Raw genomic sequence first — 13,395 nt, 5'->3', positions numbered from 1 at the left:
ACTAAGTTACCTGTGGAAATTGGTAAATTAACCAATCTGACCCAGCTTGACCTCAGTGACAACCAAATAACCGAGATCCCAGAGGCGCTAGCTAAATTAACCAATCTGGTGGTGCTTTACCTTTATAACAATTCAATTACCAATATTCCATTAGAAATTCTTAATTCAAAAGATGTAAAAGAGATTTTGAATTACTTGAGGCAAATTAGCACAAGTGAAACTCGACCATTACACGAAGCCAAACTGTTGCTCATCGGACAAGGCAGCGTCGGCAAAACATCCCTCATCAAGCGACTAATCCGCAATGAATATGATGAAAAACAACCCCAAACCGACGGACTCAATGTGGAAACTTGGAACGTGCAGGTCAATAGTAAAGACATCCGCCTCAATGTTTGGGACTTTGGCGGACAGGAAATTTATCATGCCACTCATCAGTTTTTTCTGACTAAGCGCAGCCTCTATCTCTTAGTCTGTAATTGTCGCACCAGCGAAGAAGAAAACCGCATCGAATATTGGCTCAAACTAATCGAAAGCTTCGGCGGAGAGTCCCCCGTGATTATCGTTGGCAACAAAAAAGACGAACAACCCCTCGACATCAACCGCAAGGCATTACGCGAAAAATATTCTAACATCCAAGCGATTATCGAAACCTCCTGCCAAGACAATATCGGCATTGATGAACTTCGCACCGCCATTTTCCAGCAAGTCGGCAACCTCAAAGAAGTCTACGATCTTCTACCCCTGACATGGTTTGAAGTTAAACAACAACTCGAATCCATGCCCCAAGACTTCATCAGCTACAATCGCTACATCGGCATCTGCCACGAAAACAATATTCCCGAAGAACAAAACCAAGATCAACTCATCGATCTCCTCCATCGGCTTGGCTTAGTTCTCAACTTCCGCGAACATCCCATCCTCAAAGATACCAACGTCCTCAAACCCAACTGGGTGACAGAAGGCATTTACGCGCTCCTGAGCGATGAAACCCTCAAAACTAAACACAAAGGCATTTTTACCCTCGCCGATCTCACCCGCATCCTCACTCCAGAGCGCTACCCCGCCAAGCGTCACGACTATCTGATCGGGCTAATGAAAGAATTTGAGCTTTGTTTTGCACTAGAATGTCACCCACCACAATTTCTAATTGCGGGACTTCTGCCTAAAGACGAACCAGACGAAACAGAACTCCACGGCGAAACCCTGGAATTTCAATACCATTACAAAGTTCTCCCCGAAAGCATCATCTCCCGCTTCATCGTCATTACCCACGAAAAAATCCATAACCAAATCTATTGGCGCAGTGGCGTAATGCTGCAATATCAAGAAAACAACGAAATCTACAACATCGCTCGGATCAAAGCCGATCCCGAAGACAAAAAAATCTTCATCACTATTAGCAGACGCAAAGAAACCCGTCGCTTATTTCTCGGCATCCTCCGCGATGTCTTCAAAAAAATCCACAACACCCTCCCCAACCTCGAAATCACCGAATGGGTTCCCGTCCCCAACTATCCCAACCATCCGCCCCTCGACTACCAAGAACTCCTTGGACTTGAATCAATGGGTGAAAGCACAATCACCATCGGCAAACTAAAATTAAAACTCGATCTGCGTCAACTTTTAGATGGTTACGAAGACATTGGAATACGTCAAAGAAAACAGATCGGCTTAGATGTAGAAGTCTCAGAAGATAGTCCTTACAATATTTCCGTTAACATTAATGATCATCGCCGTTCTAAAACCTTTAACCAACATGGAGAAGGCGATAATTTTGGTGGCGATCGGGTCGAAGGCGATAAAATTGGATGAAGTTACCCAACTTTGAATTAGCGTTTATCGATCCCAACAAACTGCGGAACTATAGCCTCAACTCCCAACACGATCGCGGAAAGCATAAGGCCAGACTGTTTGCCGCTATCCTAGATTTAGGTAGCGATGATGCAGAAATTCTGCAACTGCTAATCCAAGATGCGATTCAGAATTATGAAGCGATTCCCAGCCTGTTAGATGAATATGGTCAACGCTACATCGTTGATTTCCCTATCACCCGCAACCAAAACACTGCTAACATCCGCACAACTTGGATTGTCCGCCCCACCGAAGATTTTCCCCGTCTCATTAGTTGCTATATTTTGAGGTGATGCCCATGCTTGCGACCCCAAACAAACTTAATTTATTAGATATTGTTGCTCTTAAAACTCCCTTATCCGAATATAACCTGCTTGCAGGTCAAGTAGGAACCATCGTCGAAATCCTCGCCCCCGAAATATACGAAGTAGAATTTAGCGATGATGACGGTCAAACCTATGCCATACAAGCCTTGCCAGCCCATCAACTCCTAAAACTCCATTACAAACCCCTAAGAACTATGTCTAACAACATTAATCAATTCGGCAAAGGCGATAACGTTGCGGGTGATAAAATCCAAGGTGATAAAATTCAAGGTGATAAAAACCAAAATGACTTCAAAAATGCAACTATTGGAATTGTCGCTCAAAACCAAGCCCAAGCCACAGTAACCAACCTTAATCAAACAAGCGGCGCAAGCGTAGCAGAACTAATGCAAATCATCAGCACCATGCGCCAAACTGCCGCCCAATTCCCACCAGAAACCCGCGACGACATGATCATTGATATTGATGATGTAGAAGTAGAAATTCAAAAGCCAGAAAAAGAACGCAATTTACCCAAACTCAAAAAGCGTCTAGTAGCTTTACTAACTGCTGCTACTGTAGTCGCTGCCCCGATCGCAGGTATAACAGATTTTGCAAACAATGTTATAGATATAGGTAATAAAGTAGGTATCGAACTAAAGCTTCCCTCTGTTAAATAGACTTTTCTCACTCCAGAGGCGATCGCAAATTCAAACTTCACAGCTATTAAAGAACAAACAAGCGATCGTTTTGTATCAATAGCTTGAGATGATTCCTGCCTTTGATTTGATGAAAATTGAACTAGCGATCGCGGGTAAGGATGCAGATGTGGATGAGGATGGTGCAGCAGAATTTAGTTTGTGATTTACTCTTTAGTAATTGGTAAACCTAGCCAATCGCTAAGTTCATAAGCTAGCCAGTCAAGTTCTGGAGGAGTGACAGGAAAAAAATAAAATTCACCAGTTAAAATGTCATACTTTTTGGTTCCTGCCCAGATTGTCAAGGAAAGTTGATTATATGTATCCTTACTCCGTTCTAGACGTACAATATTTTGTCTGGGACTCGGAGATGGATAAAGACGTTTAATTCCAAACAATTCATAAATTAGGAAAAGCTTTTCACTATTAATATAAAGCGTCTTTTTACCTAATACACCTATGAATAGAGAAATAAATAACATAGTTATAAATGATAAAAGTATGAGAATAATTCCTAATGAAAAAATATTTGCATTTCCAAAAAAAAATGATAAATTAGGGATAAATAACATAATTGGTATAGATAATATTAAATTTATTAGAGTTTTTCTTTTAAATAAGCCATCCGGGGGAATGATAATTTCTAAATAGTTAGTATTTTTATTTAATAAAACTTTACTGCCATAAGGTTTTCTAGGGAGTAAATTACTTTGTATATCCTGAAGTTGAACTGTATTTCCTAGTTTGTTTAAGGCTTGCAAAGCGTCTTCAGTAGAAATCAAACGTTTACTCGCAATCGGTTCTGTCATTCTTCTCAACCAACTGCTGAAAGTAGGATTAATATTGGCTACTGGTTCAAATTCAAGCCGCAAGTCGGTTTGTGGTAAATCGGCTGGATGCTGACCTGTCACCAAGTAAATTAAAGTTGCTCCTAAACTGTAAAGGTCAGAACCAGGAATAGCTCTACCGTTAAATTGTTCTGGTGGTACATAGCCGTAAGTTCCCATCACGATAATTGTGCTGCTTCTTCTGGCGATGGTTTGCACTGAACCAAAATCTACTAAGTAGACTTCACCCACACTATTACCAGAGCGATTTGTCAACAGAATATTGCTTGGCTTGATGTCACGATGAATCACGGGCGGTTGACGGCTATGCAGATATTTGAGAATTTCTAGAATAGCTTTTGCTAATTCCTTAACTTCTTCTTCACTGAAACTACGCCCAGCTTTGAGTTGTGTTTCTAGAGATTGGGCTGGGATATAATTTTGTACGAGTGCAAATCCTCTGTTGCTGGGTGAATCTAGCTCGAAGTAGTCAAGGTAGCGGGGAATAGCTGGGTGGGAGAGTGCTTTGAGTGTTTCAGCTTCCCGCTCAAACAGTTTGAGGTCGTTCCATTCAAACTCATTACCAAAGGACAGTATTTTGACTACTACTAATTCTTGAGTTTGTAAGTCACGAGCTAGCAGCGTCCGCCGTCCGGCTTTTTTGCCTAGTTCCTGTTGCACTTGATACCTTGCTAACAGGATTTCTTGGTTAGAATCTGGCAATTCTTGACTTGTCATTTGCTCGTGACTCCAAAGCTTTGTTGCTTTTATAGCTTTGCTGTTTGTTACTGTCCCACTGTAAGATTACTTAAGTTAGCAATAAGCATTAGGGAGAATATTTTCAGGCTTAATAATACTTATCTGAGCGATCGCAAAGGAATGCTTGCTTACGGCATAGACAGGAGAGATTTTATTTCACTTATCTGGCTGTCAATTACATTAAAATGATTATCAAGCATTTTTAGCATTCTTAATAGCTTGTCCGAACCCATGTAATTTGGAAACAAATCCAAAATCAATATAATTAGTTGGATGTGGTGCATAGTAACAGCAGATTTCTCAGGTATATTAATATAATATCAACTAAAAAAAACCTGAATCATCAGTATTTAAACGCATCTTTAATCAACGTATTCGTTTAAAATATTTGGGAGAATACAACATTTATTTACCTGATCGTACCAACAAAATCATTCACTAGTACCTTTTAGAAACAACCGACTCAAGTCTAATGATGCATCTTCAAATCCAGGAATCGCTACTGACTGGTTAGATAAATAAATCTGCTTGCTAAGATAGCTAAACTTATTTTGAGCATTTTGATACGGTTGGCTATGACGCTCAAGTTGACTATCTGGCAAATTCACAATCCAGTAATGATAAATTCCGGCTTCTGCATACAATGACAGCTTGATTGTTTGATCGTAATCTAGAGTTTTATCTGAAATTTCAATCACTAACAAAATATCTTCGGGATAGGGATGATGAGCGAGATAATCTTCATCTCTTCCTCGTGCAATGACAACATCTGGCTCAGGTTCACTCTGATTAGGAAGCGTGATAGGATCTTGTCCACGGATGACTGCTCGCTCGCCTAAAAGCCGATCCAGTTGACGGCACAGGATAGAACTACAAACTGTATGAGATGTTCCCTTTGCTGTCATTTGAATCAGTTCTCCTCGAATCAATTCAATATGATTGCCCTCTGTCAGAAATCCGAGTTCAATCAATTGATGGTATTCAGCGATCGTAAATCGCTTAGGTGTCACAGCATTCATGAGACATCCTTCTAATGGTACTGATTCTACTTTTACTTGTACACTAACAGAGATTAAACTGACTGCGTTGTTTACCGCCGCAGGCATCGCAATAACTTAAGCTGTTGTTACTACAACTGAAGCATTCATAAGTAACCTTAAAGCTGTTGTTACTACAACTGAAGCCGTTGTTACCACAGCTTAAGTTGTGGTTATGAACATGAATTTTTGTAAGAAGTCTATTGCAAAGGAGTAGCGATCGCACCGCAATTTGCCTATTATGAACTTAACGCCTCAAATTGTTGCCAACAAAGGTACAATGCACGCGGTACGTGAAAACATCCTTTCCATTTGCCACCTTTAAGGTTCAATAATACTTCCCCACGTCGATTGAGATAGCCAAACCATTCACCGTATTCTGAATCAGCAAAATGTGACCAGGCGTAATCGTGCATCTTTTGATACCATTCCCAACACACCTCACGCCTACTCAAGCGATAGCCCATCGCTAATGCAACCAAAGACTCTAGGTGAACCCACCACAGCTTTTGATCCCATTCCAACTGTTGTGGGGGATGACCATCTGCATCCATAAAGTAATACAATCCGCCGTACTCGCTATCCCAAGCAAAATTCAGGATATTTAGCACCACATCAACGGCTTGGTTAATAGTTTGGGTGTCGTTTTGGCGACGCGCGATATCCATGATGAACCACATAGCTTCGATACCGTGGCCTGGGTTAATTAGCCTTCCCTCAAAAGAATCTATGTGAGAAGCTTCAGGGGTAACGTTTTCGTACATTAACCCCCGTTCTTGGTCGAGAAAATCGCTCATCACTTCGCGGACTGTCTCAGCTAAGACATTCTCTAGTGTTTCTTTTGGTAGCAACCATTCCATTTCTAGAGTCAGGTTGGCTAAAATCATTGGTACAGCCAACGATTTCATGGGGCGTGTGCCGGGATAGGTTTTATTATATTTGCCCTTGGGGTTGTCCTTGCGGCGTAATACGTTGTTATAAGCCTGCATTGCTACATCCTTCGCCCATTCTTCGCCGCCAGCGAGTGCATATTGACTAAATGCCATCGCTGCAAAGCAGTCAGAAAAGATGTTGTAAGGCTCAACCAGTGGTTTCCCTTCACGGGTGAGGGCAAAGTACCAGTTACCATCACTATCTCTGCCATGTTGGGCGAGAAAATTAGCGCCATTGCTAGCAATTTTCAACCAGTTTTCGCGCTTTTCTAGCTGGTTGTAAAGCATGGAAAAAGTCCACACCTGGCGGTTTTGCAGCCAAATGAATTTGTCTGTATCATAAATTTTACCTTTGCGATCGAGGCAGGTGAAATAGCCGCCTTGCTGCCAATCGAGAGAATATTTTTCCCAAAAGGGGAGTACGTCGTTGAGGAGAGCGTTTTTGTAAAGTTCAGCGTAGGCGTAGCCCGCCGCAGGCATCGCTTGAAAATTATACTCCATAAATTTCCTCTCCTTTTGTGCTAAAACCAACAGCTTAACAGTTATCATATTTTGGCTCTAACATGGAGCGTAGGCGTAGCCCGTCGTAGACATCGCGTCAGCCTTTTACAAGATTTAGTCAGCAGCAGGTGTACTTCTATCTTGTATCTTGCACCATTCTCAATAACCGTAGGGTAGTTTTTTAGAGATGAGGTTGTTATGAGTCAGATTGAACGAGTTGCGATCGTTGGAGGAAACCACGGTAATGAGTTAACAGGAGTACATCTAGTCAAAAAGTTTCAGCAGTATCCAAATTTAATCAACAGAACAAGTTTTGAAACTCTGGCATTACTTGGCAATCTCAAGGCTATTGAAGAAGGCAAACGATACATTGAGAAAGATTTAAATCGTTGCTTCACGAATCAAGACTTAAAAAATCCCCAACTCTCAAGTTATGAAGATACGCGGGCAAAAGCAATCCAACAGATACTGCAACCGCAAAATCAGCCCTTTGTGGATGTAATTGTTGATTTGCACAGCACAACTGCCAATATGGGGTTAAGTCTTATTTTTTGTGATATGCATCCTTTCTTACTTCGGTTAGGCGCTTATTTAAGCTCGATAAATCCGATGGTAAAAGTTTTTGTGAATCAACAATCTAAAGAAGGTGGTTTTCTGCGTTCTTTGTGCGAGTTGGGTTTTGTTATCGAAGTTGGTGCTGTGGCTCAAAATATTTTAAACGCCGAATTATTTCAGAAAACAGAACAGCTTATTTATGCAATTTTAGACTATTTTGAAGGCTGCAACCAAGGTAATATTCCGCAGAGAAACAGCACGCTTACACTCTATCAATACATTGGAACTATCGATTATCCTAGAAGCGATGCCTACGGCGGGCTGCGCCTACGCGGTGAGATTCAAGCCATGATTCATCCCCAGCTTCAGTTTCGGGATTATGAACCTCTGAATCCAGGTGATCCAATGTTTCTGAGTTTTGCAGGAAAAGATATTTTATATGAGGGAGCGTCTACTGTTTATCCTATTTTTATTAATGAAGCAGCTTACTACGAGAAAGGAATTGCGATGTATCTAAGTCAAAAGCAGCAAGAAGTAGTTTAATTGATTCGCCTTTCTAACCAAAATTGCAAATCAGCCAAGGTAGTAAAATCAAGCAATGCATCGCTCAATTCTTCGAGAACAGGGAAAGGTAAACCAGAAATTGAGAAGCGCATTTCCTCAGACAGTTCTCCAAGCCGCTTAGTCAATTGTTGGGAAATGTGAGGATGCGATCACCTTGGCGCAATCCTCCTAAAACATTGCCCGGTAATTGGGAAAAAATTTCTTCAGTTAAAGACATTTTGGAAAAACTAAACCACGGCATGAATTACACAAACAATTGCAAACTGCTTAAACCGCAAGCGTTTCGGCTTTTCTTAGTGCCATTCGGCTCAAGCTTATGCTGACGCGATGGCGCTACCATTTTGGTTGAATGACAACCCTGCAATCACCACCTCACAAATCAAGGGTGATTTGCAAGATATACAAGCTCGTTGCGGGTCAGTCAGTTTGGTAATTGTGGACTATGTGCAATTGATTGAACTAAGAGAAAAGCGGGGTGGCGAAAACCGCGTACAAGAAATCGACTCTATCTTGAAACAACTCAGGGCGATCGCTAAACAATTCAATTGTGCTGTCTTGGGTTTAGCGCAGTTAAAAAGAGAAGTTGATTCACGTTACGAAAAGCGTCCAACAAAAGCTGATTTTCGAGAATCGGGAGGATTTGAACAAGAAGCTGCTGTCATGTTGGGTTTGTATCGAGAAGATTACTACGACAAACAGATTACCCAAAAAGGCATTTTTGAAGTTTCAGTTTTGAAAAGTCGGTTTAGTAGTGAGACGACTGTTAATAAGATTATTTGATGAACGATTTGGACAGTTTAAAAACTTAGCTAAGTCTCAATATTAAATATAACAGGAGTTAACCTGAGCATTGTAAGTGTTCATGCAAGTAGCACTCCAGCGATGGAATCAGCCAAAAGATATAACAATTATAAAAGTACTGTTGCTTTAGTCTAAATCCAAAAGGAGGAGAAGATTATGATGAAGATGAATTTTCTGACCATTGACAAAGTAAAAAAATCATTGAGCTTGCTAAGAACTAAATCTTCATTGAAATAAGGGTAAAAGAAATTGAGTTACGATAATACTGCCAAGTATTTAGCTGAATTGTATCCAGCCGAGTTTGCAAAATGGTTGTTACCAGATAAAGATACAGAAGTTACAGTACTTAAAACTGAACTTTCAATAGATCCAATCTGCGCAGATTATGTCATATTTTTGCAAACAATTGGAGAAATTTTTAGCCGGGAATGCGCCAACACCACTGCTAATAGAAAGAGTTGGGGGACGTTCACAGTCCAAATATAAACCTGGACATTTAGCTTGTAACACCATTCTGCGATGGCGCGAGCGCCCGCCGGAGGCGATCGCATTTCACCGATCACAAGGGCTGTAACCGTAGTAAGTTCGCTGATATCTGGTTGCCTGATGGTACAGTCAAATCCTTGTCTATTCAGGGGGCTGCAATCTTGCAAAGGTTTTCCGGTTGGTACGAGTTTTCCGACGAAACTGCTATGGCGGGATCAATTATCGGCTATTCCGTACCTCCCAGTTTTGCAACTCAATTATTCATGTCACACATTGAGCCAATTGCGTAGGCGCAGCCCGTCGTAGACATCGCTGTTGTATTGGTTAATATACAGTCAAAACAATTCAACCATGATCAATTTCATGAAATTGTTAAGGGAATACCGTTATCTTTGGGTTTTAAATTGAGAATAAATGGAACAGCTTTCAATACCCAATCGGACACGGATGTATAATTAGCAGCTTCTTCTCCAAAGCTAATAGAAAGCATATCAGTATGAATAATCCCCGGATTGAGGGGTATAGCTGCCATACCAGTTGGCAATTCTTGTGCCAAAGAACGAGTTAATCCTTCTATTGCCCACTTAGATGCACAATATGGTGCAACTTGGGCCCAAGTCGAACGTCCCCAGCCAGAACTAAAGTTAACAATAATGCCTCGTTTATTTTTCACCATTGCTGGTACAAAATGACGAATTATATTCACTACTCCTTTTATATTGATATCTATAAGATCTGAAAATTCTTCGGATGGTATTTCCCACAAAGGTGCTGAGTAATTAATAATTGCCGCATTATTTATCACTATATCTGGCGGTGCATATTTTTGAAGTACGTCTTGGGCCCATTTTTTTACAAGCTGTTCATTTGCTACGTCTACAGACGTGAAATCATTGGGCGCACTAAACTTTTGGCGTATTTTCTCGATCACATCTGATGAACGGGCGCAACCAATAACAGTATGCCCCTGTTGAATAAAACCTTCAGTCATCGCATAACCTAGACCTTTACTTATGCCTGTAATTAAGATGAGCTTAGTCATATTATTCTGGTATTCAACGTATCATCAGCAAACTTATAGTAGGTAGCGATTTTTACCAAAATGCCTGCACACGTAAACCAATAATAAATGCACAGTCAGGTTCCATGTCTATGCGTTAGCACGCAGCAACGCTAATTGCTACCTATTAGGCTTTTTGTGAAGAGTGGGATCAACTAACCTATATGATTGGTCAGGTTCACTCGTCGGAGGAAATGGATGCCCACTAATTGATGTTACCTCTAGTCCTGTGCCTTCTCCATCAGAATTTATTAGTTCGTACTGTCCGCTTTGGGGAGTGCGTTCGCCTGGCCTATGCAAAGAAAATTGAGGCTCCAATGTTTGCTCCGTAGACTGGCTTAACTGTGTAGTACTAGCACTATAAATTAGAGAAAACTGCCTCGTAATCTCAAAACCTGGAAGATAGCCACCGTGGAACGGTATTTCTGACATCTGACTGAGCGCCCCTTTAACTTCTGAGATTGGTTTAAGCAATTTTTCGTTGTCCTGACTCCATCTAATAATTTGTGCATCTAGCAATTCTTGAAACTCAAGAGCGTGTAACATCGCCTCATCTGAGGGAGTTTGACTATCTACAACAATCGATAACTTGAGAGTGAACAAAAGTTTCGTTTGTATTTGTGAAGAATTGTCATTAGAGGCAACTTCCGTACAATACTCGTTTACATGAAAACCAAACTGAGCCTTAAAATGGGAAAAGCTCTGTGTTTGAAGTTGTTGACTCAGATATGGTAGCAATCCAGTCTTGGTATCTAATAGGATTTGGCGAATCATTGGTATTTGGATCATAAATACTTTGCGAGTTTTGGATTAAAATCTTTCTTTACAATCTCACAATATCAAACGCTCTGAGACATCCATCAAACTGACGAAACTTAGCTCAATCACTTTGCTGATTTACTTAAAACATCTTTCGTGCTGCTTTTACGTAAGATATTGATAAATTCTTCAGCAAGGGACTCGTATTTTCCATAGATTTGGTGTACCTTGTTAATTCCGTGCAATTATTAATACCCATCTTCTCCCAACTTTACTCATCCAAATTTTGAGCCAATGCCTTTGAGGGAACAGCCAATGAAAACTTCTAATGAGATACGTACAAAGAAAATCATCAAAAAATCTGAGAAGCTGACTTTGAAGGAAATGATGGAAATCGAAAAGGGCGAAGACCAAAATCTTCTCTTCTGTACCATCAATTCTTCAGCCCCTGTGGTTGAGGAGAAACCAGTAGCGATTTTAGAGCCTAGAGTTCCTGACTATATTCCATTCCTTGACAACCCTCCAGTACAATCGGTGGGCAATTCCGGCTGGCAGATTTCTAATATCTGGCGGGATATCCGCGTTGATGATTTCTGTAGTTAATTAAAGCAGGCAATTTATATTCCCAGATGGTTGACCATTGAGGCGGTTGCAATTATCCACGATCCGAATCTTAGAGATTGAGGAACAGGCAACCCTTCAGGGAGAAAAGTTGTCCCGAATGCATTCTTGTGCAGCCTGTCCCTCTGTCTCTTCGTTAAACCAATATTATGGCAACCGCCTGAGCAATTTTTGTAAACTATCTTTGCACTAAGTCAAAGCTATATGGTATTCAAAAGCACTAGCTTTTCGCAAAAATCCACTGAAATAGGTATTCTTAACAGAGCGATCGCAAAAGTTTTCGGTCTACTGACAGTCATCAGGTGATGGGCTTGTACCAGACGCGATAATTAATCTCCCTCTAATTAATGAGGCAAACGCACTCATCGCTGCTTTAACGAAAAGTGGTTTTAAAGTAGAAGATATGATGAGTTCCCAAGTAATTGCGATCGCTGGTACTCAACGAGGTGGCAAGGGAACCTTAGCAGCAATCTTGGCAACATTATCTACAGCACTTGACCCCGGATTGAACACTCAATACTTTACAGCCGGGGTGGACGTTTACGTGCGATTCGTTGGCTAGAAACCAATCCCAAAAGGATAGGGGGATTAGCCGCAAGGTGAAAACCTTGACAACTTAATAACCATACTGGTGAAAGCCCAGTTCTCGTGGAATCCGAGTAAAAGCCCTACCCCTACGTATAGAAACTAACAATCTCTATAGGTAAAGCGGGGTCGAAAGCGAAAGCACTGATAGCCTAAAAATCGGTGTAATAGTAGGCAAGGACTCATGGGTACGAAAGGAAGGTACGTTTGAATCATCGTCACTGCTCAAATGGTGAAACAGGCTGATACACCATAACCAAAAGGTACCGAGATTGGTAATTTGGGTTGTAAATTCCAAATTGATTCTACCGACATCTCCGGTGAAGAGTACCACCCTAAAAGTCCGTAACAATGGTTATTAGGAACGAAGTAACCTTTATATTTGCTCTCTAGCAAGGTCGATAGCCAGAGTAGGTAGTTAGCCGCAAGCAATATAAAGGCAGGATTGAGTCAGAAGCGAACGCCCTCGGGAAAGCCGAAGGATATGCAGACAGACTCACGGTGTAAGAAAAGATGAGGTCGTAAATAACAGTGAATAAGTCTAAAGCACGAGGATTTTCCTCGATGATGGAATGGAATCAGGTCAACTGGCGTAAGCTAGAGAAACGTGTATTTAAGCTGCAAACACGAATTCATCGAGCCGAACAACGTGGTGAGTATAAAGCGGTTCGTAGACTCCAAAAGACCCTGATGAAATCCTGGTCTGCAAGAATGCTCGCAGTACGTAGGGTAACTCAAGATAACAAAGGGAAGAAAACGGCGGGAGTAGACGGCATCAAAATGCTGACCCCAAGCCAACGCTTCTCCCTAGTCGAACAGTTAAAGGTATATCGCCAAGCCAAACCGACCCGGAGAGTCTGGATAGACAAACCAGGGAAAGCGGAGAAACGTCCACTTGGCATACCAACTATGTACGACCGAGCATTGCAAGGGCTTGCCAAATCTGCTCTTGAGCCAGAATGGGAAGCGCGATTTGAACCGAATTCATACGGTTTTCGACCAGGAGTGCGATTCGTTGGGTAGAAACTAACCCTGAAATGGGTAGAGGATT

14 protein-coding genes and 1 pseudogene are annotated in these 13,395 nt (G+C 41.4%); 8 read left to right on the top strand and 7 right to left on the bottom strand.

What is annotated here, in order from left to right:
- From ACFE90_RS28485 to ACFE90_RS28475, 3 genes are all read left to right on the top strand, one after another.
- On the top strand, window positions 1-1,815 hold a 1,815-nt coding region (locus tag ACFE90_RS28485), incomplete at its 5' end, for a COR domain-containing protein (protein WP_375505752.1).
- Window positions 1,812-2,147, top strand: a complete 336-nt coding sequence (locus tag ACFE90_RS28480) for a DUF6883 domain-containing protein (RefSeq protein ID WP_375505751.1) — start codon at window positions 1,812-1,814, stop codon at window positions 2,145-2,147. The genes ACFE90_RS28485 and ACFE90_RS28480, both read left to right, overlap by 4 nt.
- Window positions 2,148-2,152: 5 nt before the next feature.
- Window positions 2,153-2,839, top strand: coding sequence for a DUF4926 domain-containing protein (locus ACFE90_RS28475; RefSeq protein ID WP_375505750.1), 687 nt, complete (start codon window positions 2,153-2,155; stop codon window positions 2,837-2,839).
- A 185-nt stretch (window positions 2,840-3,024) separates the two neighbouring features.
- Here the strand turns inward: ACFE90_RS28475 and ACFE90_RS28470 are convergent, their stop codons facing one another.
- From ACFE90_RS28470 to ACFE90_RS28460, 3 genes are all read right to left on the bottom strand, one after another.
- Entirely contained in the window at window positions 3,025-4,422 is a 1,398-nt protein-coding gene (locus tag ACFE90_RS28470; protein WP_375505749.1) for a serine/threonine protein kinase, read from the bottom strand.
- A 452-nt stretch (window positions 4,423-4,874) separates the two neighbouring features.
- The gene (locus ACFE90_RS28465) at window positions 4,875-5,462 is read right to left on the bottom strand and encodes a Uma2 family endonuclease (RefSeq protein WP_375505753.1); all 588 of its coding nucleotides are present in this window, start codon (window positions 5,460-5,462) and stop codon (window positions 4,875-4,877) included.
- A 257-nt stretch (window positions 5,463-5,719) separates the two neighbouring features.
- The gene (locus ACFE90_RS28460; RefSeq protein WP_375505748.1) at window positions 5,720-6,913 is read right to left on the bottom strand and encodes an AGE family epimerase/isomerase; all 1,194 of its coding nucleotides are present in this window, start codon (window positions 6,911-6,913) and stop codon (window positions 5,720-5,722) included.
- Window positions 6,914-7,111: 198 nt separating this feature from the next.
- Here ACFE90_RS28460 and ACFE90_RS28455 point away from each other — a divergent pair, with 198 nt between their 5' ends.
- The gene (locus ACFE90_RS28455) at window positions 7,112-8,011 is read left to right on the top strand and encodes an aspartoacylase (protein WP_375505747.1); all 900 of its coding nucleotides are present in this window, start codon (window positions 7,112-7,114) and stop codon (window positions 8,009-8,011) included.
- Here ACFE90_RS28455 and ACFE90_RS28450 read toward each other — a convergent pair.
- Window positions 8,008-8,157 (bottom strand): DUF4351 domain-containing protein, encoded by a 150-nt coding sequence (locus tag ACFE90_RS28450; protein ID WP_375505746.1) that lies wholly within the window; start codon window positions 8,155-8,157, stop codon window positions 8,008-8,010. The genes ACFE90_RS28455 and ACFE90_RS28450 overlap by 4 nt on opposite strands.
- A 199-nt stretch (window positions 8,158-8,356) precedes the next feature.
- Here ACFE90_RS28450 and ACFE90_RS28445 point away from each other — a divergent pair.
- A pseudogene (locus ACFE90_RS28445) lies at window positions 8,357-8,812 on the top strand (DnaB-like helicase C-terminal domain-containing protein); the annotation flags it as partial.
- 404 nt (window positions 8,813-9,216) lie between these two features.
- Here the strand turns inward: ACFE90_RS28445 and ACFE90_RS28440 are convergent.
- From ACFE90_RS28440 to ACFE90_RS28430, 3 genes are all read right to left on the bottom strand, one after another.
- A complete protein-coding gene (locus ACFE90_RS28440) occupies window positions 9,217-9,486 on the bottom strand; it encodes a hypothetical protein (RefSeq protein ID WP_375505745.1) in 270 nt (89 codons plus the stop codon).
- Between the two features lie 194 nt (window positions 9,487-9,680).
- Window positions 9,681-10,361 (bottom strand): SDR family oxidoreductase, encoded by a 681-nt coding sequence (locus ACFE90_RS28435; protein ID WP_375505744.1) that lies wholly within the window; start codon window positions 10,359-10,361, stop codon window positions 9,681-9,683.
- 138 nt (window positions 10,362-10,499) lie between these two features.
- A complete protein-coding gene (locus tag ACFE90_RS28430) occupies window positions 10,500-11,168 on the bottom strand; it encodes a hypothetical protein (protein WP_375505743.1) in 669 nt (222 codons plus the stop codon).
- Window positions 11,169-11,453: 285 nt separating this feature from the next.
- Here ACFE90_RS28430 and ACFE90_RS28425 point away from each other — a divergent pair, with 285 nt between their 5' ends.
- From ACFE90_RS28425 to ACFE90_RS28415, 3 genes are all read left to right on the top strand, one after another.
- A complete protein-coding gene (locus ACFE90_RS28425; protein WP_375505742.1) occupies window positions 11,454-11,741 on the top strand; it encodes a hypothetical protein in 288 nt (95 codons plus the stop codon).
- A 421-nt stretch (window positions 11,742-12,162) separates the two neighbouring features.
- The gene (locus ACFE90_RS28420) at window positions 12,163-12,321 is read left to right on the top strand and encodes a hypothetical protein (RefSeq protein WP_375505741.1); all 159 of its coding nucleotides are present in this window, start codon (window positions 12,163-12,165) and stop codon (window positions 12,319-12,321) included.
- 554 nt (window positions 12,322-12,875) lie between these two features.
- Window positions 12,876-13,367, top strand: coding sequence for a reverse transcriptase N-terminal domain-containing protein (locus ACFE90_RS28415; RefSeq protein WP_375505740.1), 492 nt, complete (start codon window positions 12,876-12,878; stop codon window positions 13,365-13,367).
- Window positions 13,368-13,395: the final 28 nt, after the last annotated feature.

The sequence above is a fragment of the uncultured Nostoc sp. genome (assembly GCF_964245445.1).
Taxonomy (GTDB): domain Bacteria; phylum Cyanobacteriota; class Cyanobacteriia; order Cyanobacteriales; family Nostocaceae; genus Nostoc.
This window is presented reverse-complemented; position numbering and strand designations above follow the sequence as displayed.

Bases quoted from the DNA above. Each gene is read 5' to 3' on its own strand.
- ACFE90_RS28480 (WP_375505751.1), top strand. From the start codon at position 1,812: ATGAAGTTACCCAACTTTGAATTAGCGTTTATCGATCCCAACAAACTG.
- ACFE90_RS28475 (WP_375505750.1), top strand. From the start codon at position 2,153: ATGCTTGCGACCCCAAACAAACTTAATTTATTAGATATTGTTGCTCTT.
- ACFE90_RS28470 (WP_375505749.1), bottom strand. From the start codon at position 4,422: ATGACAAGTCAAGAATTGCCAGATTCTAACCAAGAAATCCTGTTAGCA.
- ACFE90_RS28465 (WP_375505753.1), bottom strand. From the start codon at position 5,462: ATGAATGCTGTGACACCTAAGCGATTTACGATCGCTGAATACCATCAA.
- ACFE90_RS28460 (WP_375505748.1), bottom strand. From the start codon at position 6,913: ATGGAGTATAATTTTCAAGCGATGCCTGCGGCGGGCTACGCCTACGCT.
- ACFE90_RS28455 (WP_375505747.1), top strand. From the start codon at position 7,112: ATGAGTCAGATTGAACGAGTTGCGATCGTTGGAGGAAACCACGGTAAT.
- ACFE90_RS28435 (WP_375505744.1), bottom strand. From the start codon at position 10,361: ATGACTAAGCTCATCTTAATTACAGGCATAAGTAAAGGTCTAGGTTAT.
- ACFE90_RS28430 (WP_375505743.1), bottom strand. From the start codon at position 11,168: ATGATCCAAATACCAATGATTCGCCAAATCCTATTAGATACCAAGACT.
- ACFE90_RS28425 (WP_375505742.1), top strand. From the start codon at position 11,454: ATGAAAACTTCTAATGAGATACGTACAAAGAAAATCATCAAAAAATCT.
- ACFE90_RS28420 (WP_375505741.1), top strand. From the start codon at position 12,163: ATGATGAGTTCCCAAGTAATTGCGATCGCTGGTACTCAACGAGGTGGC.